The sequence below is a fragment of the Ochrobactrum sp. BTU2 genome, from assembly GCF_024539785.1.
GTDB classification, from domain to species: domain Bacteria; phylum Pseudomonadota; class Alphaproteobacteria; order Rhizobiales; family Rhizobiaceae; genus Brucella; species Brucella anthropi.
Window position 1 is genome coordinate 296,662 of sequence record NZ_JAHWRG010000002.1, and the last position, 20,908, is coordinate 317,569.

Genomic DNA, 20,908 nt, shown 5'->3' on the forward strand with positions numbered 1-20,908 from the left:
TACTGTAAATCAATCGAAAGCGCGCTCTTGTGGCGCGCTTTTTTGTTGCATGGGAATCAATTCAAGACCATGGATGAGTCATGATTACACCGGCACAACAGACACTCTTTCTCCCCTTCGATCAGGACATTCTGGATATGCCCGAAGAGGGGCAATCCTTTCTTGCGTGTGGTCTTTCTGCGGATCGGCGTCTTGAGGACGAATGGAAACAGGCGCTGACCTTCCTGCAGCCCTGGCGCCCCGATTGGCTGGTGCTGGAAAAGGAGGGCTTCAAGACAGTTCCCAGATTGGGCGAGGAGAAGCGTTTTTCCGGCGGGCTACTGCTGCTCGGAAAACATCGCGGGCGCAATGAGGCGTGGTTTGCGGAGCTTCTGGCGCGTGTTGAGCCGGGTGGGTGGATTGCCGTATCAGGCGACAAGAAGCTCGGCATTGACAGTTTTCGAAAATGGGCCAGCAATATCGCCGAGATGAGCGACCGCATGTCGAAGAACCACGCCGTGGCGTTCTGGCTCAGACGACCAGCCGACCTCACCGATGAATTCATCGCGGCTCTGAAGCCGCTTGCGACTGATATTGACGATGTGTTCCGCACAGAACCCGGCATGTTCTCGCACGGTGTTATCGATAAGGGTTCGGCGCTGCTCGTGCCGCATATGGAAAAGATTGTTTTCGGTAACGTCGCCGATCTTGGCGCCGGTTGGGGCTATCTTGCGGCGCAATGCTTGAAGTTTGCGGATCGCATCAAGTCTATCGATCTCTATGAAGCCGATTATGAGGCGCTGGAAGCGGCGCGCGGCAATCTGGAGCGGCTTGGTGCATCAGTGCCGATCAGCTTCAACTGGTTCGATGTGACGAGTGAAAAGATGGCAGGCATCTACGACACCGTGATTATGAACCCACCGTTCCATGAGGGGCGGGTGACGGATGTTTCGCTTGGTCAGGCGTTCATTGCCGCTGCCGCGTCACGCCTGAAGCCGGGCGGGCGTCTGCTTATGGTCGCAAACCGGCAATTGCCTTATGAGACGACGCTCAAAGGACTGTTCAAGAATGTGACTCTTCTCGAAGAGGCGAACGGTTTCAAAATCTTCGATGCGAAGAAATAAATAAAAAGGCCGCCCAGAAGGCGGCCTTTTTACAAAATGGCTTGGCTTATTCACCGCGCTCCGCGTCAGAGCTTTTCAGCTCTTCAAGCGTCGGCATGGAGACGATGTTGTAGCCGGAATCCACATAGTGGACTTCACCGGTGACACCGCTCGAAAGATCGGACAGCAGATAGACTGCCGATTTGCCGACATCATCAATGTCGACGGTGCGACGCAGCGGCGAGTTACGGCGCTGATAACTGAAGATTGCGCGTGCGTCGCCAATACCGGCACCGGCAAGCGTACGCACCGGACCGGCCGAAATGGCGTTGACGCGGATGCCCTGCGGACCGTAATCGGCAGCAAGATAACGCACCATGGCTTCAAGCGCGGCTTTGGCAACGCCCATGACGTTATAGTTCGGGATGGTGCGCGTGGAACCGCCATAGGTCAGCGTCAGGATCGAGCCGCCGTCCTTCATGAGTTTTTCAGCGCGCTGTGCCATTTCCGTGAAGGAGTAGGCGGAAATCACCATTGTGCGGCTGAAATTTTCGCGCGTGGTGACGTCTGCGTAGCGACCCTTCAGTTCGGTCTTGTCGGAGAAGCCGATGGCGTGAACGATGAAATCGAGCTTGCCCCACTTCTTTTCGACTTCGGCAAAGACCGCATCGACCGACTCGATATCTTCAACATCGCAAGGCAGTACGAAATCAGAGCCGACCTGTTCGGCCAGCGGCTTTACGCGCTTGCCGAGTGCATCACCTTGATAGGTGAAGGCCAGTTCAGCGCCCTGTGCTGCGAGTTGCTTTGAAATTCCCCAAGCGAGTGAGTGATTATTCGCGACCCCCATGATGAGGCCGCGTTTGCCTTTCATCAAACCTTCCATATTTTCCCTCTCCCTCAGCCCTGGTAACGCTGGAAAACCAGCGTCGCATTGGTGCCGCCAAATCCGAAGGAGTTGGAGAGCACGGTATTGAGCTGAGCGTTGTCAATGCGCTTGCGAACGATAGGCATGTCCGCGAAGGCAGGGTCCAGTTCTTCGATATGTGCGCTTTCGCAAATGAAATTGTTGTGCATCATCAAAAGCGAGTAGATCGCTTCCTGCACACCGGTTGCACCGAGCGAGTGGCCGGTCAGCGACTTGGTCGCAGCAATCGGCGGGCAGGCGTCGCCTGAGCCGAAGACCTGACGGATCGCATCGATTTCCGGGGCGTCGCCAGCTGGCGTCGAGGTGGCGTGTGGATTGATATAGTCGATTTTGCCCTTGACGGTCGAAAGGGCCATCTTCATGCAGCGGATTGCGCCTTCGCCGGATGGGGCGACCATGTCGTAACCGTCAGACGTCGCGCCATAGCCGACGATTTCGCCGTAAATCTTGGCGCCGCGGGCCAGTGCGGTTTCGAGGTCTTCCAGCACCAGCACGCCAGCACCGCCAGCAATGACGAAGCCGTCGCGGTTCTTGTCATAGGCACGCGATGCAGTGGATGGCGTGTCGTTATACTTGCTCGACATGGCGCCCATGGCGTCGAACAGGACCGAAAGCGTCCAGTCGAGGTCTTCGCAGCCGCCTGCGAACATGCGGTCCTGCTTGCCATACTGGATCATTTCGAACGCATTGCCGATGCAATGGTTGGAAGTCGCGCAGGCCGAAGAAATCGAATAGTTGATGCCCTTGATCTTGAAGAAGGTCGCAAGCGTCGCGGAAGCCGTCGAGCTCATGGCTTTTGGCACGGCAAACGGGCCGACGCGCTTTGGGCCTTTTTCGCGGGTGATGTCGGCAGAATCGACAATGGTGCGGGTCGAAGGACCGCCGGAACCCATGATGATGCCGGTGCGGTCGTTGGAGACTTCCTCTTCGGAAAGCCCCGCATCCGCAATGGCCTGATCCATCGCAATATGGTTCCAGGCCGTGCCACGGCCATGGAAGCGCATCGCGCGACGATCGACCAGTGCTTCGACGTCGATATTCGGAGCGCCGTGCACCTGACAACGGAAGCCGAGCTCGGCATATTCCTCAGCGCGGGAGATGCCGGACTTTGCTTCACGCAGCGAAGCCGTGACCTCTTCGGTGTTGTTACCAATCGAGGATACGATCCCCATACCCGTTACGACCACACGCCGCATCGCGTTCTCCTTTACACCTGATCCGTGAGCGACGTGTCCATCATGCGGACTGCCGCCTGTTCGCGGTTACATAGGTGCGATCTTCGCATGTTTTGAGCGCGGCCGCATGAAAACTGTTCACTTTTTGCAGTCGCGCTCGTGGATGATGGTGATTGAGGCGCCTTACTGGCCCTCGCTGTCCTTCGACAGGCCGACGCGCAGGTCAGACGCCCGGTAGATGGTTTCGCCATCGGCTTTCAGCCAGCCGTCAGCCGTGCCGAGCACGAGGCGGCCACGCATGACGCGCTTGAAATCGATGCCATATTCGAGAAGCTTGGTATGCGGACGCACCATGCCCTTGAACTTCACTTCACCGGTGGAGAGAGCCATACCGCGACCCGGCTCGCCGAGCCAGCCGAGGAAGAAACCGGTCAGCTGCCACATGCCATCAAGACCGAGGCAGCCCGGCATGATCGGATTGCCCATGAAATGACACGGGAAATACCAGTCATCGGGGCGCACATCATACTCGGCGCGGATATAGCCCTTGTCGAACTCACCACCGGTTTCGGAAATATCGGTGATGCGATGGACCATCAGCATCGGAGGCAGGGGAAGCTGAGCATTGCCGGGGCCGAACATCTCGCCGCGTGCGCAGGCCAGGAGTTCTTCATACCCATAGCTTGATTTCTGTTCTGCCATTACGCCTCCCTTGAGGTTCATTCTGTATCGACCGGCAATCCGGCCCGGTTGTAGGTTTCACCGGAACATCCCTACCACAGACTGTTTCCGGCAGTAAAATCATGCATTGAGTTATTTGGGGGTTTATCCGAAAAACCGGCCAATTCCCAAGCCTATTGATACTTATTTCGCAACGGCATATATCAATGTCAGTATGCAATGGGCAACAGCCCGTTTGACGATTGATGATTTTGCAACAAGCTTGTGACGGAACCAACGGTGAATATGCAGTCTTCACATACCCACTCGACGGTCTCGATGGAAGAGCAGCTCCGCCGCGCGGGTCTGCGTCCGACGCGGCAGCGCGTTGCGCTTGCGAGCCTGATCTTCGCCCAGGGCGATCGCCATCTGTCTGCAGAAGACCTGCACGAAGAGGCCGTGATGGCCGACGTGCCGGTGTCTCTGGCGACGGTTTACAACACGCTGCACCAGTTCACGGAAGCCGGTATGCTGCGTATCATCGCGGTTGAGGGCTCGAAGACCTATTTCGATACGAATATCTCGGATCACCAGCATTTCTTCCTCGAAGGGGAAAATGTCGTGTTCGATATTCCACACGGCGAAAGAGGTCAGCCTACGGTTGCCAACATGCCGGATGCGCCGCATGGCATGGAAATCGTGAACGTGGATATTATCGTTCGCCTGCGCCGCAAGAGCCAGTAACGAGCGCTTCTTTTAGTTGGACATGAAAAGAAAGCGGCCATGGCCGCTTTTTTGTTGCCTATTGGACCGTATGGGGCTGAAAAGGGATAAAGTTCTGCACCCCCGGCTGAATCGCCTCCCAAGCTTCAGCCGTACACATTCCAAGGAGATATCATGCGTAAGCTACTTGTCGCCGCGACCATTCTCGCCGTGTTCACCGCTGGCAGCGCCTTTGCAAAGACCGTCCGGATCGGAGTGACGCCGGGGCCGCACGCTCAGATCATGGAGAAGGTGAAGGAAGTCGCCGAGAAGAACGGTCTTGAAATCGATATTCAGGAATTCTCGGATTATGTCATCCCGAACATGGCGCTAGCGGATGGCGCACTGGAAGCCAACTCCTTCCAGCATAAGCCCTATCTCGATAATCAGGTTGCCGATCGTGGCTTCGACATTGTGAGCGTTGCCGAGACGGTCAACTTTCCGATGGGGCTGTATTCAAAGAAGCTGAAGAATATTTCGGAGTTGGCCGACGGCGCGACAATTGCGATCCCCAATGATCCGACCAATGGTGGTCGCGCTTTGCTGGTTCTTGCTGAAAACGGCATCATAAAAATCGACCCGGCCAAGGGGCTGAAGGTCAGTGCCCTCGATATCGTTGAAAACCCGAAGAACCTCAAATTCGTTGAACTCGATGCGGCACAGCTTCCGCGTTCGATGGAAGACGTCGATGCGGCCGTCATCAACACCAACTATGCCATGGAAGCTGGCTTGAACCCGGCAACCGATCCGCTGGTGCGGGAAGGCGAGAAAGCGCCTTACATCAATATTCTCGTCGTTCGCACCGCCGATAAGGATGCCGACTGGGTGAAAACCCTGATCTCATCCTACCACAGCGATGAAGTGAAGGAATTCATCGCCACGACGTTCAAGGGATCGGTGGCGCCTGCCTGGTGATATTCCGAGGTGGAGGCGGGGCGATTTTTCGCCCCGCTCGCTTATCAGCCTTTCAGTTCCATCCGGATGTTGCGAAAGGGAAGGCCTTCATCGTCTTCCGATCGCTGACTGGTTATCTTGAAGCCGAGACGGCTGTAGAAACGACATGCCCGCTCATTGTCGGCATAAACTTCAAGCGATAGCTCGCCTTTCAATGCCAAGGCATGGCGGATCAGAATTCGCCCTGTTCCGCAGCCTTGAACGTCAGGATCGACAAACAGCCCACCGATAAAGCTATCCAGCAGGCCGATAAAGCCAATGGGCCTGTCATTGATCGTGGCAACCCATGTTTCTGCCTTCTCGAGATAGACGTCTTCGATGAGTTTGCGCTGGTCTTGAAGTCGATCTCCTCCGAGAAAGGAATGGGCCTCCAGGGAGGCGCGATACCAGATGGACGATAAGGATGGCTTATCCGATGCCCGATAGGCGCGGATTATCACGTCATGATTTTTCATGGTCTTCCAGAGTTTTGAATATGCACAACAGTTCCGCCGCACGGGCGGGTTCAAATCCGTTAGAACGGTCGCGATGAACGTCTGCGCATAAAACTCCTTTGAAACTCAATTCAGAGCGCACTTCGATCTGATTGAATGAGATCGACGCTCTGATCGCAATATCGGTTCGTGTCTGGCGAAGTCAAGCTTGCCCGGTTCTCTTATCCCACTCCGTGAGAGCGAAGTCAGTCGAAGACTTCGCCCGGATAAACACCCCACAGGTCCGATTGCTTGATCCAGCCGCGTACGCCGCCCATGTCCACCCGACACCATTGACCAGTGCATTCGCGTACGGTGCCGACTACACCCGGTTCGATTTCGGCAGCAAGTCCCGATGTGTCGGCGGCATCGCGGCGCATATTGATCATCGAACCCTGATTATTCTTGAGCCAGGGAGCTGTGATGGCAGTTCGCTTTCCGGAAAGCAGCGACTGGTAGACCCAGCCTTCCGTGCCGTCCGCATCGCGGATACGGCGCCAGTTGTCATATTCCTGGATGATCTCGACCGGCAGTCCCGCCTTCATGAAAAGCCATGAAACCGCATAGTCGCGCCCCGGTCCGATGCGCAGATTGACGCGTGCGGGTTTAAGGCTGACGAAACGTGGCACGGGAAGTCCGCTTGCGCCGACAGTTGTGCCCGCGGGCTCTGCGGCCCGTGCGGCATGCCTGTGTGAAGCGCCAAGCGGCGCCAGTATGAAAAAAAATGCCAGAAAGCCTAGCGTGGCTATCCAAAAGCGTTGCGAAAGTACTCTGTACAAACTGCGACCTCTCGCCGTCCTGTCACGACAGAACGGTAGTAGCTTCAGCAGTTTACGGGGGCTGCGAGGCGACGTTGCCGTCCTGTTTTCAGATCGCACATCTGTCTGTGTGGAACAGATCGAAAGCAATCTAATTGTTTGATTTTAAATGTATCTTTTCAGAAAATCGATGTGGACTTTCCAAGAGACACCTGAAGTTTCCGGTTTTTCTTTGTCTTTGCCGCTTCGCCTTGATAGAGATGTTCAGCCGAAGCAATATCCCATATTGCACCGCCTTGGTTAAGGAGGTCTCAACATGAAGCTTCGGTTAACGCATTTTCGGGAAAAGTGGGAGTCGGTTTTCCGCTGGAAATGTGCAGGAAATTTCTTGGAGCGTGCCCTGCCAGTTGGTTACAATACGGGCTGTTCCGGGGGCTTTGCTCAACGATGGGGTGGAGATGTCGAACAAGAAGAAACCGCTGGTCGTTCTTACGCGAAAATTGCCGGACCCAGTGGAAACCCGAATGCGGGAACTGTTTGATGCGCGTCTGAATATAGACGACCACCGCATGAATCAGCCGGAAATCATCGCTGCGATGAAAGAAGCCGACGTTCTGGTGCCTTGCATCACGGATGTGATTGATGCGGCTGCAATCGAACAGGCTGGTCCCAACCTCAAGCTCATCGCAAATTTCGGCAATGGCGTGGACAATATCGACGTCGCAGCCGCTGCAAAGCGCGGTATCACGGTCACCAATACACCGAATGTTCTCACCGAAGACACTGCCGACATGACCTTGGCGCTGCTGCTGTCAGTGCCGAGACGTCTGGTGGAAGGCGCAAATGTGCTGGGCGAGCGCCATGGACAATGGCCAGGCTGGTCGCCGACATGGATGCTCGGGCGCCGCATCTGGGGCAAGCGTCTTGGTATTGTCGGCATGGGGCGTATCGGTACGGCGGTCGCCCGCCGCGCCAAGGCTTTCGGGCTTTCCATTCACTATCACAACCGCAAGCGCGTCAATCCCGAAGTCGAGGAAGAACTGGAAGCGACCTATTGGGATAGCCTCGACCAGATGCTGGCCCGGATGGATATCATCTCGGTCAACTGCCCTTCGACCCCTGCCACATTCCATCTGCTGTCCGCACGCCGCATCGCGCTGATGCAGCCGACCGCCTATATGGTCAACACAGCACGCGGCCAGATCATTGACGAGAATGCCCTGATCGAGCTGATCGAACAAGGCAAGCTTGCCGGGGCGGGGCTGGATGTTTTCGAGAACGAGCCGGCGGTCAATCCGCGGCTGCTGGCGCTTGCCGAAAAGGGCAAGGTCGTCCTGCTGCCGCATATGGGATCGGCCACTATGGAAGGCCGCATCGATATGGGCGACAAAGTCATCATCAATATCAAGGCTTTTGTCGACGGGCACCGCCCGCCCGATCGCGTATTGCCGAACCGGGTTTAATTTTTCCGGCTCGCGGTCTTCGTTTCTTCGGCGTTTTTGCCGTCAATGAAACGAAGCACCGTATGCGCATAGAGACGCGGATTTTCGACCGGGACGCCGTGCCCGGCATCGGGCAGAATGATCAATTCAGCACCCGGTATCTGGCTGGCGATGAACTCCGTATGTTCGCGTGTGATGGCCGTGTCGCGGTCTCCGATCACAATCGCCGTGCGCACGCTGATGCCGGACAAGTCCTCGTCCGTAAAGTTCGGCTCGTTCGCCCACAGCGCGTGGATTTCCTTGTCGATGCTCTCATAGTGGCGCAGTTCCGGTATCGGTTTTCCTTCGGCGCGGGCCTCGGCATAACCGGTGTTGCCGTCAGGCGTGACGTTTGCCGCCTGCGCAAACAGGCTTGTCAGCCGTTCAGGATAGCGCATGGCGATGTCGAGGCCGATAATGCCGCCATCGCTCCAGCCGACGAGATCGACCTTGTCGATGTGGAGAAAGTCGAGCAGCGCCACATAGTCGTCGGCCATCAGTCCATAGGTGATCGGATCATCGGTGCGGGTGGAGCGTCCCTGTCCGCGACTGTCGGCAACGATTACGGTGTGGTCGCGCGCAAGGATCGGAAGCTGTGCATCCCATACATGCTGGTCGGACAGGCCGCCGGGAATAAGCAGGATTGGCGAGCCTTCGCCGACGATCCGGTAATACATTTCTATGCCGTTGACTTCGGCAAAGGCGGCAGGCGACGCGGGAATGGTCATGCGTGCAATTCTCTCAGGTGAAACGGGGGATGGAAAAGACAAAACAAAGCCGATCAGCAAAGCGGCTATCGTCAATGTGGTCTTTCCCTTCATGGATCCCCGGTCTCATTTTCAGGGTCTGCGAATAAGCGTCGGCAGATCGTAGAGATAGGCAATGCGCTTGATGGCGTCCTGCAGCGGTTCCAGCGTGACGGTCATCGTATGACCGCTCGCATGGATCAGCATGTCAGGCGAGGCACAGATGGCGACGTGGCCCTTCCAGAAGACCAGATCGCCGCGCTTCAAATTCGAATAGGTCGCATCGGATTCGATGATTTCGCCGAGCGTATCCTGCTGCATGTCGGAATCGCGCAGAACCTTGCGGCCTGTCACCCACATGCACAATTGCACAAGGCCGGAGCAGTCGATGCCGAAGCCCGATGTGCCGCCCCACAGATAAGGCGTATGAAGAAGGGTTTCGGCGACCGCCACATAGTCGGCTGCATGTTCACCGACTGGCGCAAGGTGGCTTGCGATCAGCGCCTCGCCGCTTTCCAGCAGTGCATATTTCGTACCGCGCGTTTCGGCTGCGCCGACGATGCGCACGCGCGAGCCGAGCGACAGCGCCTTGGTGTGCGGGAAACGCAGATCAGAGCCGGGATAGACGAAAGTACGCGGCACAATGACCAGATGTGTTTCGGCGCCAGCGGTCTGCTCCAGCGCGGCAGAGGAGACATAACCCGTATAGCCGTCGCGTTCTGCCTGGACCCACGACCAGCCGTCCATCTCCTCGAAGACACGAACGGGATCGCCGAAAATCATCTGTGTCTGCGGACCGCTATCCATACGCGGTTCGGCGCGCAGATCGACAACGGATGCGGAAACCTGCATTGGTGCTCCGGCGGTAAAACGCGCCGCTTCCACCTGACCGGTCAGCCGTTCGTCGGCGAGGTCGGGGCGATAAGCGTTGAGGCGGCGGTCGAGCATGGTCAAAGTGGTAACTCCCTGGCTTTGGCGATCACCAGATCGCCCAGTCTTTCAACATAAAGTGCACCGGCGACCGTCCTCTTTACTAGCACATTTCGCCGGTCTTTTTCATCACGATGCCGGGAGACGAGTTCAAGCGCGCCCATCGTGTCGAGCGCGCGGGTAATCACCGGCTTGGTGACATTCAGTTTTGCTGCAAGTCCCCGCACGGTATGCGGCGGGGGCTCCAGATAGATGGTCAGGAGAATGGCTGCCTGTCGCGTGGTGAGATCGGGCATCTCATCACGTACCTGTTCCAGCGACAGGGTTCTCAGCAATGTCAGCGCCTGCAACGGCTTCAGCTCAATTGGCATCCGGTTCCACCCAAATGGGGATTGTTTCGGAACCGTTTTATTCAATCCGTTTTCGGCGTTGCAGGCAAGTGGATTCAGCGCGCCGGGTAACGCTCCTTCAAAAGTTGGTAAAGAGCGCGAATGGCTTGCGCTTCGCCGCCGACCGGGGAAGCGGGTTTTTCGACCGGCACCCAACCGAAAATGTCGAAATGCGCCCATGCTTGAGCTTTTTCGACAAATTTGCTGAGGAAGAGCGCAGCCGTGACCGATCCGGCAAAGCCGTCGGTGGTGACATTGTTGATATCAGCGATCCGCGAGGAGAGTTTTTGCGCGTAGGGCTTCCAGAGAGGCATGCGCCATAGCGGGTCTGCCGTAGCATCAGCACTTTGCGCAATCGAAGCGGCAAGTCCGTCATCATGCGTGTAGAATGGCGGCAGATCGGGGCCCAGCGCGACACGCGCAGCCCCTGTCAGCGTCGCCATGTCGATCAGAAGTGCAGGTTCTTCTTCATCGGCAAGCGCAAGCGCGTCGGCAAGAACCAACCGGCCTTCCGCATCGGTATTGCCGATTTCGACGGTCAGGCCCTTGCGGCTTTGCAAGACATCGCCCGGACGGAAGGCATTACCGGCAATCGAATTCTCCACCGCTGGTATCAGCACGCGCAGCCGCACCGGCAATTGCGCATCCATAATCATGGAGGCGAGGCCCAGCACATTGGCGGCTCCGCCCATGTCCTTCTTCATCAGGAGCATGCCGCTCGCCGGTTTGATGTCGAGACCGCCGGTGTCGAAGCAGACGCCTTTGCCCACCAGCGTGATTTTCGGGTCGCTTGCCTTGCCCCAGCTAAGATCGATCAGGCGTGGCGCAATAGCACCGGCGCGACCGACCGCATGGATCATCGGAAAATTCTTCTCCAGAAGCGCATCGCCTTCGGTAACGGCAATTTCGGCCTTGTATCTCTTTGCCAGTTCACGAGCGGCATTTTCGAGTGCATCCGGCCCCATATCGTTGGTCGGTGTGTTGATGAGATCGCGCACCAGTGTGACCGCATCGGCGATGCGGCGGATTTCCGCTTCGTCCACACCATTGGGCAGGGCGATACGGATCGCCTTGCCGTTTGCCTTGCGATAACGCGTAAAACTATAGCCGCCCATCAGGAAGCCCAGAACGGCAAGCGCAGCTTCGTCTATCGCGCCGTAAATGTGCCAGTTTCCTTCGGGAAGATTGCGTGCAAGCTTTCCGGCCAGAAGTTGCGACTGGCTGCCCTTTTCCTGGTCCCCGGTTCCAAAAAGCGCGCCCGACACCGATCCGCCTGCACCGGGAAGGATGAGGACACGTCCGGCTTCACCGTCAAAGCCATTGGCCTTCGCCCATGCAATTGCATCGGCGGGAAGGCCGGAGATTTCCAGCCCGCTTTTTGGCGTAAACCAGATCGGGCGGCTTTGTTCGGATTTTCGGGAAAGAAGTTCGACAGACATGATGCTCTTTCTGACCAGTAAGCGATGTCCGGCAAAAGCACTGGCATTTTGTCGGAAGTTCATAAAACAAACAGATACCGCGCCTCCCGAAAAGTGTGAAACGGTTTTCGGATAAGATGCGCGCTAAAACAAACAGATAGCGTGATTATTGCCGCGCGGAAACAGAAACCGCAATCGCTATATTAACCAATCGTTAGGGTTAACAGATTATTGATTTAGCAGAAATTGGGCTTGAGGGTGAAAACCAGAGACTAAAGCATGTTGGATGCGCGACGCGCTTTAGCAGGAGAGGCGGGATGCTGAACATCGTTCGAAAAGACGTTATCGCAACACGTCTTGGTTTCGCCTGTATTCTTTCAGCATTGGTTATTTCCGGCTGCACATCCGTCGACCGGACCACGACCGGTTCGGTCCGCCGCGCGGCGACTGTCGCCACTTTCGATCACATGAACGACGCGCAGCTTGCTGCGATGGCCGGGCGGCTCGGCGCGCAATACGAGCGCAATCCGAAGGACCGTCAGACGGCGCTCAACTATGCCAATGTGCTGGCGCGCCTTGGCCGCAACGATCAGGCGCTGGCCGTCATGCGGGCACTCGCCATTGTCTATCCGAAAGATCAGGCTGTTCTTTCGGCTTATGGCAAGGCGCTTGCGGGTGCAGGCCAGTTTGAAGGCGCACTTGATGCCGTTCGCCGCGCACAGAACCCGGCCTATCCCGACTGGAAACTGGTTTCCGCAGAAGGCGCCATTCTCGACCAGATGGGCAGGAAGGAAGAAGCGCGCGCGACTTATCAGAAGGCGCTGCAGCTTCAGCCGAATGAACCGTCGATCATCTCCAATATGGGGATGTCCTATCTTCTGGCAGGCGATGCACGAACTGCCGAAACCTATTTCAAGCAGGCCGCTGCCGCTCCGGGCGCCGACAGCCGCGTGCGTCAGAACCTCGCGCTGTCAGTCGGTTTGCAAGGCCGCTTTCAGGAGGCGGAAGCGATTGCCGCGCGCGAGATTTCTCCGCAACAGGCTAAGGCCAATACGGATTATCTTCGTTCCATGCTGGCCCAGCAGAACTCCTGGAACATGCTCAAGGACAAGCCGAAGGGCTGAGGCCTCTCTTAGTTTTCGTCATGTCTGAATGAACGGTTGTCAGTTACCGCCAAACAATCCGCCCTGCGCCGAAATCTGGATGAAGGCCGGGCCGAGGATGACGATAAAGAGTACCGGCAGGAAGAAAACGATCATCGGCACGGTCAGCTTTGGCGGCAGGGCCGCAGCCTTCTTTTCGGCGTCCAGCAGACGTAAATCGCGGCTTTCCTGAGAAAGCGTGCGAAGCGCCTGCGACACCGGGGTGCCGTAACGCTCGGCTTGAATCAGTGCCTGCGTCACGGACTTCACCGGATCCAGCCCCGTGCGATTGGCGAGGTTTTCATAGGCCTGACGGCGCTCCGGCAGGAAGGAAAGCTCAGCATTGGTCAGCATCAGTTCTTCGGCAAGCTCGACGGATTGAATACCGATTTCATCGGCCACCCGGCGAAAGGCAGCTTCCGTGGACATGCCCGATTCGACGCAGATGAGCATCAGGTCGAGCGCGTCCGGCCATGCGCGACGGATGGATTGCTTGCGCTTGGTTGCCCTGTTGGAGACGTAAAGGTTCGGCGCATAGAAACCGGCATAGCCAGCGAAAATGCAGACGAGCAAACGAACGAAGAAGGTTTGATCGGCAAGCACACCGAGCATAAAAATGTAGATGGCGGCAATCAACATGGCGCCGAAAGGCAGCACAAAGCGCAGAAACAGAAAGATGTTGAGAGGGTTTTGCCCCCGGAAGCCTGCTTGTCTGAGCGAAGCGATCGTCTTTTCGTCGGCAAGCGCGCGCTTGAGATCAAGCCTTTCGACGAATTCGCGGATGCCCTGTTTCTGCTGATGCCGCAGGCTGTTGCGGCGGTCGCTTTCTGCTGCAAGACGGGCGCGCTCCCGTGAGCGAATGGCTTCGCGCTCGGTGGCGACCGATTTCATGCGTGATTTGAGCGCGCTGCCGCTCAGAACCGGCATGAGGATCGTTACTACAGTTGCAAAAACCGCAACCGTGATCAAAGCGCCGATGAGAAACTGCGGGTCGGTCAATTTTTGTGTGAGGAGAGAAAACATGTCCGGTGCCTCACATATCGAAATTGATCATATTTTTCATGATGAAGATGCCGGTCAGCATCAAAACGGCTGCAATGCCCAGGAGCATATGGCCGGTGGATGACGTGAAAAGCAGCGTCATATATTGCGGGCTCGTCAGATAGACGAGAACCATAACGATGAAAGGCAGCGCGCCGATGATCGCAGCCGAAGCCTTGGCTTCCATGGAAAGCGCATCGACCTTGGCCTTCATCTTCTTCCGGTCGCGCAGAACCTTTGAAAGATTATTGAGCGCTTCGGAAAGATTACCGCCTGCCTGCGCCTGTATCTGGATGACGATGGCGAAGAAGTTGGTTTCCGGGCAGGGCATGGAATCGGGCATCTTGCCGACCGCTTCAGGGATAGAAAGGCCGATCTGCTGTGCCTCGACCACCTTCTTGAACTCGCTCTTGACCGGTTCAACTGCCTCACTCGCAATAAGTCTCAGACCGTCATTAAGCGGCAGTCCCGCCCGGGTTGCGCGCACAATGACATCAAGCGCGTTGGGAAATTCTTCAAGGAATTTCTTCAGCCGACGTTTGCGCTTCTGCAGCACGAACCAGCGCGGCAAACCGAAAAAACCGGCAATTGCGATACCTGGCAGGAAAAGCAGCGGCGCGCCGAAAATCAGTGCAATGAATGTTGCGAGAAACGCTGCCACGCCGGAATAGATGTAGAATTTCTGCAACGTGAGGCTCAGCCCCGCCTGCGCCAGAAGAATGCGCAGGGGCGGATATTTCTGGTTCTTCTCGCGCTGCTTCTGCCGCGCTTCCAGATCCTTGATATTATCCTGCAACTGCTTGCGGCGCTTTTGGATGTCGGCGTTTCTGTCGCGTTCGCTACGCGTTATCGCCCGTTCTGAACCGCTGTTGCGCACGGTTTCAAAGCGCCGTGCTGCGTGGTCCTTCTTGCCGAGCTTTTCATAAAAGAGCGCATAGAACAAAGCCGCGCAGGCGACAACGGCGAGCACGATGAACATCACAATGCTGGCACCGGACCCTGTCATGTGTTTGCCCTTTCCATGCTGTCGAGCACAGAAGCAAGGCGGTTATCCTCATTATAATAGCGGGCGCGTTCCCAGAAGGCAGGTCGCCCGATGCCGGTCGAACTATGGTTGCCAAGAATACGGCCAGAGGCATCTTCTCCCTTGATATCGTAGAGAACGAGATCCTGAGTGGTGATGACGTCGCCTTCCAGCCCCACCACTTCGGTGATGTGGGTAATGCGGCGTGTGCCGTCGCGCAGACGTGCGGCCTGAATGATGATATCGACAGAACCGACGATGATCTCGCGCACGGTCTTTTGTGGCAGCACATAGCCGCCCATGGCGATCATGGCTTCCATACGGTTGAGGCATTCACGCGGACTGTTGGCATGGATCGTGCCCATCGAACCGTCGTGGCCGGTGTTCATGGCCTGCAAAAGATCGAACACTTCGGATCCGCGCACTTCACCGACAATAATGCGTTCGGGACGCATACGCAGACAGTTCTTAACCAGATCGCGCATGGTGACTTCGCCTTCGCCTTCCAGATTGGGAGGGCGGGTTTCCAGACGCACCACGTGCGGCTGCTGCAATTGCAGTTCAGCCGAATCTTCGCAGGTGATGATGCGTTCATGCGTGTCGATATAGCGTGTCAGACAGTTCAGAAGCGTGGTTTTGCCCGAACCGGTGCCGCCGGAAATAATGACATTGCAGCGCACCCGGCTGATGATCTGCAGCAGTTCCGCCCCGGCATTCGATATGGCGCCGAATCGCACCAGCTGGTCGAGTGTCAGCTTGTCCTTGCGGAACTTGCGGATGGTCAGGGTGGGGCCGTCGAGCGACAGCGGTGGCGCGATGACGTTGACGCGCGAGCCGTCGGGCAGGCGCGCATCGCAGATCGGGCTCGATTCGTCGACCCGGCGTCCGACCTGGCTCACGATACGCTGGCAGATGTTCAGAAGCTGCTGGTTATCGCGGAAACGAATGCCGGTTTCCTGCAGCAGACCGTCCACTTCGATATAGGTGCGGCGCGAACCGTTGACCATGATATCGGCGATGTCGTCGCGAGAAAGAAGCGGCTCCAGCGGGCCGTAGCCCAGAACATCGTTGCAGATATCATCGAGCAGTTCCTCCTGCTCGGCAATCGACATGACGAAGTTCTTGATGGCGATGATGTCGTTGACGATGTCGCGGATTTCCTCACGCGCGGCATCCGGCGCCATGCGGGAAAGCTGCGACAGGTCGATTGTGTCGATGAGTGCCGAGAAGACCTGCGATTTGGTGTCGTAATAGCTTTCGGTCTTCTCGCGCCCTTGCGTACCCGTCTGGGTATGGGATTTCGCCGGAGTACTTGGTACGGCTGCCTGCATGCGGGACTGTTGCACGACAGGCTGGGTCGGAGCAGGCATCGCAGCGGAACTGGCAGGTTTCGGCATAGCCGGTCGCGTTCCGCTTTCCGGCTTGTTTCCCGTATCGTTGCCTCTTCTGCCGAACATGATTTCCTGCCGTTACTTGGTCTTGCGTGCAAATTTGCCGAGAAGGCTCGAAATGCTGCTCTTCTTGCGCGGCTGCACATCGGCCCTGCCAGTCACGACATGCGCAATATGGCTGATGGCTTCGGCAATCGGACTTTCCGGATTGGTTTCTGCGATCATCCGGCCGTTGTTGGCTGCATTGCCGAAAAGCTGCGGATCGAAGTCTATAGTCGCGACAGGGTCGATGCCGAGCGGCTCGGCAAAATCTGCGAGCGCAATTTCCGGCCGTTTGGGAATGCCCATCTGGTTGAGGACGAGATGCGGTTTCACATCGTTCGGTCGCAGTTGCGCCAGCGTGTCGAGAAGGTTCTTCGTGTTGCGCAGATTGGCGAGATCGGGTGTTGCAACGATCACGACCTCATCGGCGCGCATCAATGTGGTCCGCGTCCATCCGCTCCAGCCATGTGCCACATCCAGCACAATCAGCGGAGAATTGCGTTGGGCAACATCGATCATTTCGGCAAAGGCGTCTTCGCCGAAATCGAATGTCCGCTCCAGGCTCGACGGTGCAGCGAGGATTGAAAGGTGATCGTCATATTGAACCAGCAACCGGTCGAGATAGACCTCATCGATCCGCTCAGGCGAGAAAACGGCATCGGCGATGCCGAGCGTCGGGTCCTGATCGAAATTGATGTTTGCTGTGCCAAAGGGCAGGTCCATGTCTGCCAGCACGACATCGTGCCGAAACAGGTCGGAGATCGACCAGGCGACATTGTGGGCGATTGTCGAAGCACCAACGCCACCTTTCGCACCGATAAAGGCGATGGAACGACCCAGCGGTTCTGCACCGGGATCGAGAAAAATCGAGGAAACGATGGCCAGAATGTCTGCGAGCGAGACAGGCGCCACGATATATTCTGAAACGCCGCGCCGCAGCAATTCGCGATAAAGCCAGACCTCGTTGGAATGACCAATCACCATAACTTTTGAACCGGGATCGCATACCTCCGACAATTGCTGCAGTTCTTCTAGCAGCACATTGGGTTCGGACGCCGATTCGACAATGATCAGATTCGGCGTGGAGGCGGTCTGATAAAACTCGGTAGCCGCTGCAATGCCGCCCATCATGACTTTCAGATGGGTTTTGGCCATGCGCCGGTCGCCGCCGGCGCGCTCGATTGGAATGGCGACGCTTTCGTTCACGCAGAAGGCCTGGATCGAAATGCGTGGAATGGGGCGCACATTTTCGAGCATGATCGGCGCGCGGCCCGTCTCGGGGCCTTGTTCTTCTTCCGCTGGTTCGAAAGCGAAGTTGCTCATGGCGCCCTCTTAATACTCGGCTTGCTTGCTGCGGGGTTCTTGCCAGTTGTCCGTCTGTGCCGGCGACATTTTCACGTAGCCCTGATCGCCGTTGAGGCGTTCGGTCGTGCGGTCCGAATCGATTGGCGACATGACGCGTGGTCCCAGAAGATCGGCCGGATTGGCGACCTGAGCGGCAAGATTGTTCTGCGAGGCACAGCCAAAATTGGCGTAATGCTTGTTTTCAGGCGTGCTGGCGAGATCGTCCGGCCAGCGACCGCATGGCGTCGTGCCCGCGGTCATCGCATAATAGCTGATCCTGATGGGCGCTGCCGCTTCCGGGTTTTCAACGGGATAGTTTTCGATGGCGATATTGTTTGCCTTGATGCCGCCGCGCCGGAGCATAGCCGACACTTCGGTGCTTAACCGATAGGCCGCCGCCTGATTGGAGGTGCCTGAAGGCACCAGCACATAGAGCATGCCTGAGCCACCACGCCGGTAATTGGCGATGGCACCTTGAACGATGCCACGCTGCATTGGGCTCAGCTTCTGGTCGGCTTGTGCAACCGGAATATCGGTGACCTGCTCCCGCTCCGCAATCGTGATCGGATGATTGGTACGATAATCATCCGGCAAAGCGCCAACGGTTACGTGCTGGCGGTTCGCACAACCTGCCAGAAGGGCCAGTGACAGAGCGACAAGCGCTGGTCGGGTGGAAATCCTGCAAAAGCCTCTGACTGAATATGTCATGATCTGTCCCCGCTCACTTGTAGATATAACCGACGACGCCGTTGTAGCGACCGGGCGGCAGTTTGGTTTCCATCGTGCCGTAAACGCGATTGACCTTGCCAAGGATGTATCCCGCGCCATCGCTGGCCGGATTGAGATTGTCGTCGGGTCGCGCAAGCTGCTGGCGGGCAACGGGGCGTGCCAGATAAGGTGTGACGATCACCACCAGTTCGGATTCGTTGCGGATGAAATCCTTGCTGCGGAACAGCGCGCCGAGGACCGGAATCTTGGTAAGGCCTGGAAAGCCGGAAACCGACTGGCGCACTTCATCGCGGATCAACCCACCGATCATCATGGAACCGCCGGACGGAAGTTCGACCGTGGTATCGGCGACACGCTTGCGCAGCGATAGAACACTTGCGCCAACGCCATCCATCTTGTTGGTGGTGCCTGCGCCTTCTGTCGTCGGCTCAGAGACGGAGGTTCTGATTTTCAGGCTGATGCGTCCCGGCCCCAGCACGGTCGGCATGAATTCGAGACCAATGCCGTAGTTGATCTTGGCCAGTTCATTGGTGCGCTTTCCGTCATCATCATATTTGACGCTGTTGATGACATTATATTCGCCGCCGACATTGAAGGCCGCTTTTTCGCCGGAGATTGCGGTCAGGGTCGGCTCGGCGAGCGTCTTCATGACGCCTGCCGATTCCATTGCCCGCAGATAGGCGGAAAAATTGCTTGTCGCGAGGCCGAATCCGGTATCGGACAGGTTGTTGCCAATGGCTCCGGCAATACTCTCGGAAATTCCCCCATAGGAAATGCCGTTCGAAACACCGCTGCCTGCCATATTGACGCCAAGCTGCTTCATAACCGAGCGGCTGACTTCCGCGACGGTGACTTTCAATGTCACCTGATCCTCACCGACGATAGTCAGCATATTGACGATGGCGCTCGCGCGGCGGTTCCGGTCGGGATTGTTGATAGCAACGCCGCCGCCATCTGTTGGCGCGGACGCAGTCGTGGTGAACTGACCGGTTGTTGCTTCGCCACCGGAAACGAAAAGGCCTGCAAGCTTTGCGGCCTGTGCAGAATCCTGTGGGGTCTGCACCGTTCCGGTCAGCACCACATTGTCGTTGATCAGTTCGACGCGAATATCGGAACCGGGAATGAGGCGCTTCAGCTGGGATGAAATCCCGCTCACATCGCGCTCGATTTCGACATTGATGGATGCGACCTGTTCGCCATTGGGACCGAAAACGAAAATATTGGTCTGTCCGACCTGCTTGCCGAAAAGATAGATGCGTCGCGACGTACGCGTCACCGCATCGGCGATTGTCGGGTTGGAGACGAGAACGTCATAAGCATCCTGCGGAAGATCGAGCACGACCGACTTGTTGAGGCCAAGCTTGATCGTCTGCGAACGCTGCTGGCTGCCGACCTTGACGATGCCGGCCGCCGCCATGGCGGACATATCGGTGAGTGGTAGTGAGAAGGCGGCAAGCGCGCTGGTTAAAAGTGCGACTTTTGCGGAATATGGGCGCACGCGTTTTGTCTTTCTCATGAGCGCGGTCCTATTTCTGTAACGCTGCCGGACTTGATGACTTTGACCGTTCCGCTGCGGGTCGGCGAGGAAACCAGATAGTCGGCCTGCTTGATATCCTTGTCCTCGACATCCTGTGTCGAGCGAAGTGCCAGCGTCAGGCGGTCTGCCATCTGCTGGGCGACGGTGATGATTTCGGCCTGTTCCGGCGTGACTTCGAGCGTCGCGGTCTGGCCGACCATGACCTTGCGGCCCTGTTCGTCTTCCTGAATGGCCTGATCGATGGCCAGAACACGCACATTCTGCAACACGGTTTCTGTGGTGAATGGCGTCAGCGATTTATCGCCATTGTCCGGCTTGCGGCGGGTCATGATGACATCGACGAAGTCATTGGGAAGAATGAAGCCGCCTGCCGAGCTTTCGGCATTGATCTGTGTCGCGACGGCGCGCATGCCGGGTGGCAGGATCGACGACATGAAGCTCTGTCCCGGACCGATGAGCTTGGTCTTGCGGATCGGTTCGCCCGTGAAGAACTGCAGGCGCACGGTTGCGCCACTCAACTGATTGATGGCGTCGGGTTCGCTTGCGCGGGTGATATAGCCGTCGCTGACAGCTTCGGCAGGCCAGGGCTGCCAGCGCATCTGCGATGTAAGCTCTGCGCCGACACCGAGATTTTCGGTGGCAACCAGCACGTCTTCCAGCTTCATCTGCGGCGTTTCAGGCGCGACGACAACGGGAGCAGGCGGCGGTGCGGCGAGGTTCATGGCAATATAGCCAGCGCCACCTGCCGCAAGAACGGCCACTCCTAAAATGAGCAGTCGAGCTGATTTCATGATGTGCCCCGCGCAAATCCCCACGTCTTGATGACGTGTTCCAAAATTGCACTGGGAATCGTGTAATTATGGTTAATATAATCTTATTCGAATAAAGAAAGATTGGGAGTA

The 20,908-nt window shown here is 57.0% G+C and carries 21 protein-coding genes; 5 read left to right on the plus strand and 16 right to left on the minus strand.

The genetic code is table 11. From position 1 onward, the window contains the following. Positions 1-80: 80 nt before the first annotated feature. Positions 81-1,103 (plus strand): class I SAM-dependent methyltransferase, encoded by a 1,023-nt coding sequence (locus KWJ32_RS06105; protein ID WP_151609669.1) that lies wholly within the window; start codon positions 81-83, stop codon positions 1,101-1,103. A gap of 46 nt (positions 1,104-1,149) precedes the next feature. On the opposite strand, the gene fabI is transcribed toward KWJ32_RS06105, so the two are convergent. From fabI to fabA, 3 genes are all read right to left on the minus strand, one after another. Then, positions 1,150-1,968, minus strand: a complete 819-nt coding sequence (fabI, locus tag KWJ32_RS06110) for an enoyl-ACP reductase FabI (protein WP_010657782.1) — start codon at positions 1,966-1,968, stop codon at positions 1,150-1,152. A 14-nt stretch (positions 1,969-1,982) separates the two neighbouring features. After that, positions 1,983-3,206 (minus strand): beta-ketoacyl-ACP synthase I, encoded by a 1,224-nt coding sequence (gene fabB / locus KWJ32_RS06115; RefSeq protein ID WP_012090986.1) that lies wholly within the window; start codon positions 3,204-3,206, stop codon positions 1,983-1,985. 162 nt (positions 3,207-3,368) lie between these two features. Continuing rightward, the gene (fabA, locus tag KWJ32_RS06120) at positions 3,369-3,887 is read right to left on the minus strand and encodes a 3-hydroxyacyl-[acyl-carrier-protein] dehydratase FabA (RefSeq protein WP_010657784.1); all 519 of its coding nucleotides are present in this window, start codon (positions 3,885-3,887) and stop codon (positions 3,369-3,371) included. 264 nt (positions 3,888-4,151) lie between these two features. On the opposite strand from fabA, the gene irrA reads away from it, so the two are divergent. Then, positions 4,152-4,589, plus strand: coding sequence for an iron response transcriptional regulator IrrA (irrA, locus tag KWJ32_RS06125; protein WP_012090985.1), 438 nt, complete (start codon positions 4,152-4,154; stop codon positions 4,587-4,589). 153 nt (positions 4,590-4,742) lie between these two features. Then, positions 4,743-5,522 (plus strand): MetQ/NlpA family ABC transporter substrate-binding protein, encoded by a 780-nt coding sequence (locus tag KWJ32_RS06130; protein ID WP_012090984.1) that lies wholly within the window; start codon positions 4,743-4,745, stop codon positions 5,520-5,522. Between the two features lie 44 nt (positions 5,523-5,566). Here the strand turns inward: KWJ32_RS06130 and KWJ32_RS06135 are convergent, their stop codons facing one another. Together KWJ32_RS06135 and KWJ32_RS06140 are read right to left on the minus strand one after the other, a co-directional pair. Continuing rightward, a complete protein-coding gene (locus KWJ32_RS06135) occupies positions 5,567-6,016 on the minus strand; it encodes a GNAT family N-acetyltransferase (RefSeq protein WP_094514570.1) in 450 nt (149 codons plus the stop codon). 224 nt (positions 6,017-6,240) lie between these two features. Next, on the minus strand, positions 6,241-6,813 hold the full coding sequence (locus KWJ32_RS06140) for an SH3 domain-containing protein (protein WP_012090982.1): 573 nt from the start codon (positions 6,811-6,813) through the stop codon (positions 6,241-6,243). Positions 6,814-7,250: 437 nt separating this feature from the next. Between KWJ32_RS06140 and KWJ32_RS06145 the strand changes: the two genes are divergently transcribed. Then, on the plus strand, positions 7,251-8,255 hold the full coding sequence (locus KWJ32_RS06145; protein ID WP_010657789.1) for a D-glycerate dehydrogenase: 1,005 nt from the start codon (positions 7,251-7,253) through the stop codon (positions 8,253-8,255). Here the strand turns inward: KWJ32_RS06145 and KWJ32_RS06150 are convergent. The 4 genes from KWJ32_RS06150 to KWJ32_RS06165 form a co-directional block, all read right to left on the minus strand. Then, positions 8,252-9,094: an alpha/beta fold hydrolase gene (locus KWJ32_RS06150; protein ID WP_012090981.1), complete on the minus strand. Its 843-nt coding sequence runs from the start codon at positions 9,092-9,094 to the stop codon at positions 8,252-8,254. The genes KWJ32_RS06145 and KWJ32_RS06150 overlap by 4 nt on opposite strands. 18 nt (positions 9,095-9,112) lie before the next feature. Next, on the minus strand, positions 9,113-9,967 hold the full coding sequence (locus KWJ32_RS06155; RefSeq protein WP_192799832.1) for an NlpC/P60 family protein: 855 nt from the start codon (positions 9,965-9,967) through the stop codon (positions 9,113-9,115). A gap of 2 nt (positions 9,968-9,969) precedes the next feature. Next, positions 9,970-10,320: a MarR family transcriptional regulator gene (locus tag KWJ32_RS06160; protein WP_010657792.1), complete on the minus strand. Its 351-nt coding sequence runs from the start codon at positions 10,318-10,320 to the stop codon at positions 9,970-9,972. 74 nt (positions 10,321-10,394) lie between these two features. Further along, positions 10,395-11,777, minus strand: coding sequence for a leucyl aminopeptidase family protein (locus KWJ32_RS06165; RefSeq protein ID WP_151609672.1), 1,383 nt, complete (start codon positions 11,775-11,777; stop codon positions 10,395-10,397). A 296-nt stretch (positions 11,778-12,073) separates the two neighbouring features. On the opposite strand from KWJ32_RS06165, the gene KWJ32_RS06170 reads away from it, so the two are divergent. Then, positions 12,074-12,880 carry a tetratricopeptide repeat protein gene (locus tag KWJ32_RS06170; protein ID WP_012090978.1) on the plus strand — a complete coding sequence of 269 codons (807 nt, stop codon included), beginning with the start codon at positions 12,074-12,076 and terminating at the stop codon, positions 12,878-12,880. A gap of 39 nt (positions 12,881-12,919) precedes the next feature. On the opposite strand, the gene KWJ32_RS06175 is transcribed toward KWJ32_RS06170, so the two are convergent. From KWJ32_RS06175 to cpaB, 7 genes are read right to left on the minus strand one after another with little or no spacing between them, the layout of a single operon-like run. Beyond that, positions 12,920-13,921: a type II secretion system F family protein gene (locus tag KWJ32_RS06175; protein ID WP_012090977.1), complete on the minus strand. Its 1,002-nt coding sequence runs from the start codon at positions 13,919-13,921 to the stop codon at positions 12,920-12,922. Between the two features lie 10 nt (positions 13,922-13,931). Beyond that, positions 13,932-14,945 carry a type II secretion system F family protein gene (locus KWJ32_RS06180; protein WP_010657796.1) on the minus strand — a complete coding sequence of 338 codons (1,014 nt, stop codon included), beginning with the start codon at positions 14,943-14,945 and terminating at the stop codon, positions 13,932-13,934. Beyond that, on the minus strand, positions 14,942-16,420 hold the full coding sequence (locus KWJ32_RS06185; RefSeq protein ID WP_094514575.1) for a CpaF family protein: 1,479 nt from the start codon (positions 16,418-16,420) through the stop codon (positions 14,942-14,944). Before KWJ32_RS06185 ends, KWJ32_RS06180 begins: the two co-directional genes overlap by 4 nt. Positions 16,421-16,432: 12 nt before the next feature. Further along, a complete protein-coding gene (locus tag KWJ32_RS06190) occupies positions 16,433-17,719 on the minus strand; it encodes a CpaE family protein (RefSeq protein WP_029926132.1) in 1,287 nt (428 codons plus the stop codon). A 9-nt stretch (positions 17,720-17,728) separates the two neighbouring features. Further along, the gene (locus tag KWJ32_RS06195; protein ID WP_012090974.1) at positions 17,729-18,448 is read right to left on the minus strand and encodes a CpaD family pilus assembly protein; all 720 of its coding nucleotides are present in this window, start codon (positions 18,446-18,448) and stop codon (positions 17,729-17,731) included. Between the two features lie 13 nt (positions 18,449-18,461). Next, the gene (locus tag KWJ32_RS06200; RefSeq protein WP_094514576.1) at positions 18,462-19,985 is read right to left on the minus strand and encodes a type II and III secretion system protein family protein; all 1,524 of its coding nucleotides are present in this window, start codon (positions 19,983-19,985) and stop codon (positions 18,462-18,464) included. Further along, positions 19,982-20,797, minus strand: coding sequence for a Flp pilus assembly protein CpaB (gene cpaB, locus KWJ32_RS06205; RefSeq protein WP_010657801.1), 816 nt, complete (start codon positions 20,795-20,797; stop codon positions 19,982-19,984). Before cpaB ends, KWJ32_RS06200 begins: the two co-directional genes overlap by 4 nt. Positions 20,798-20,908: the final 111 nt, after the last annotated feature.

Excerpts from the sequence above, each read along its gene's own strand:
- KWJ32_RS06160 (WP_010657792.1), bottom strand. The coding sequence starts at position 10,320 with ATGCCAATTGAGCTGAAGCCGTTGCAGGCGCTGACATTGCTGAGAACC.
- KWJ32_RS06135 (WP_094514570.1), bottom strand. The coding sequence starts at position 6,016 with ATGAAAAATCATGACGTGATAATCCGCGCCTATCGGGCATCGGATAAG.
- KWJ32_RS06200 (WP_094514576.1), bottom strand. The coding sequence starts at position 19,985 with ATGAGAAAGACAAAACGCGTGCGCCCATATTCCGCAAAAGTCGCACTT.
- KWJ32_RS06155 (WP_192799832.1), bottom strand. The coding sequence starts at position 9,967 with ATGCTCGACCGCCGCCTCAACGCTTATCGCCCCGACCTCGCCGACGAA.
- KWJ32_RS06185 (WP_094514575.1), bottom strand. The coding sequence starts at position 16,420 with ATGTTCGGCAGAAGAGGCAACGATACGGGAAACAAGCCGGAAAGCGGA.
- KWJ32_RS06195 (WP_012090974.1), bottom strand. The coding sequence starts at position 18,448 with ATGACATATTCAGTCAGAGGCTTTTGCAGGATTTCCACCCGACCAGCG.
- KWJ32_RS06190 (WP_029926132.1), bottom strand. The coding sequence starts at position 17,719 with ATGAGCAACTTCGCTTTCGAACCAGCGGAAGAAGAACAAGGCCCCGAG.
- KWJ32_RS06150 (WP_012090981.1), bottom strand. The coding sequence starts at position 9,094 with ATGAAGGGAAAGACCACATTGACGATAGCCGCTTTGCTGATCGGCTTT.
- KWJ32_RS06170 (WP_012090978.1), top strand. The coding sequence starts at position 12,074 with ATGCTGAACATCGTTCGAAAAGACGTTATCGCAACACGTCTTGGTTTC.
- irrA (WP_012090985.1), top strand. The coding sequence starts at position 4,152 with ATGCAGTCTTCACATACCCACTCGACGGTCTCGATGGAAGAGCAGCTC.
- KWJ32_RS06130 (WP_012090984.1), top strand. The coding sequence starts at position 4,743 with ATGCGTAAGCTACTTGTCGCCGCGACCATTCTCGCCGTGTTCACCGCT.
- KWJ32_RS06165 (WP_151609672.1), bottom strand. The coding sequence starts at position 11,777 with ATGTCTGTCGAACTTCTTTCCCGAAAATCCGAACAAAGCCGCCCGATC.
- fabA (WP_010657784.1), bottom strand. The coding sequence starts at position 3,887 with ATGGCAGAACAGAAATCAAGCTATGGGTATGAAGAACTCCTGGCCTGC.
- KWJ32_RS06180 (WP_010657796.1), bottom strand. The coding sequence starts at position 14,945 with ATGACAGGGTCCGGTGCCAGCATTGTGATGTTCATCGTGCTCGCCGTT.
- cpaB (WP_010657801.1), bottom strand. The coding sequence starts at position 20,797 with ATGAAATCAGCTCGACTGCTCATTTTAGGAGTGGCCGTTCTTGCGGCA.
- KWJ32_RS06175 (WP_012090977.1), bottom strand. The coding sequence starts at position 13,921 with ATGTTTTCTCTCCTCACACAAAAATTGACCGACCCGCAGTTTCTCATC.
- KWJ32_RS06145 (WP_010657789.1), top strand. The coding sequence starts at position 7,251 with ATGTCGAACAAGAAGAAACCGCTGGTCGTTCTTACGCGAAAATTGCCG.
- KWJ32_RS06105 (WP_151609669.1), top strand. The coding sequence starts at position 81 with ATGATTACACCGGCACAACAGACACTCTTTCTCCCCTTCGATCAGGAC.
- fabI (WP_010657782.1), bottom strand. The coding sequence starts at position 1,968 with ATGGAAGGTTTGATGAAAGGCAAACGCGGCCTCATCATGGGGGTCGCG.
- fabB (WP_012090986.1), bottom strand. The coding sequence starts at position 3,206 with ATGCGGCGTGTGGTCGTAACGGGTATGGGGATCGTATCCTCGATTGGT.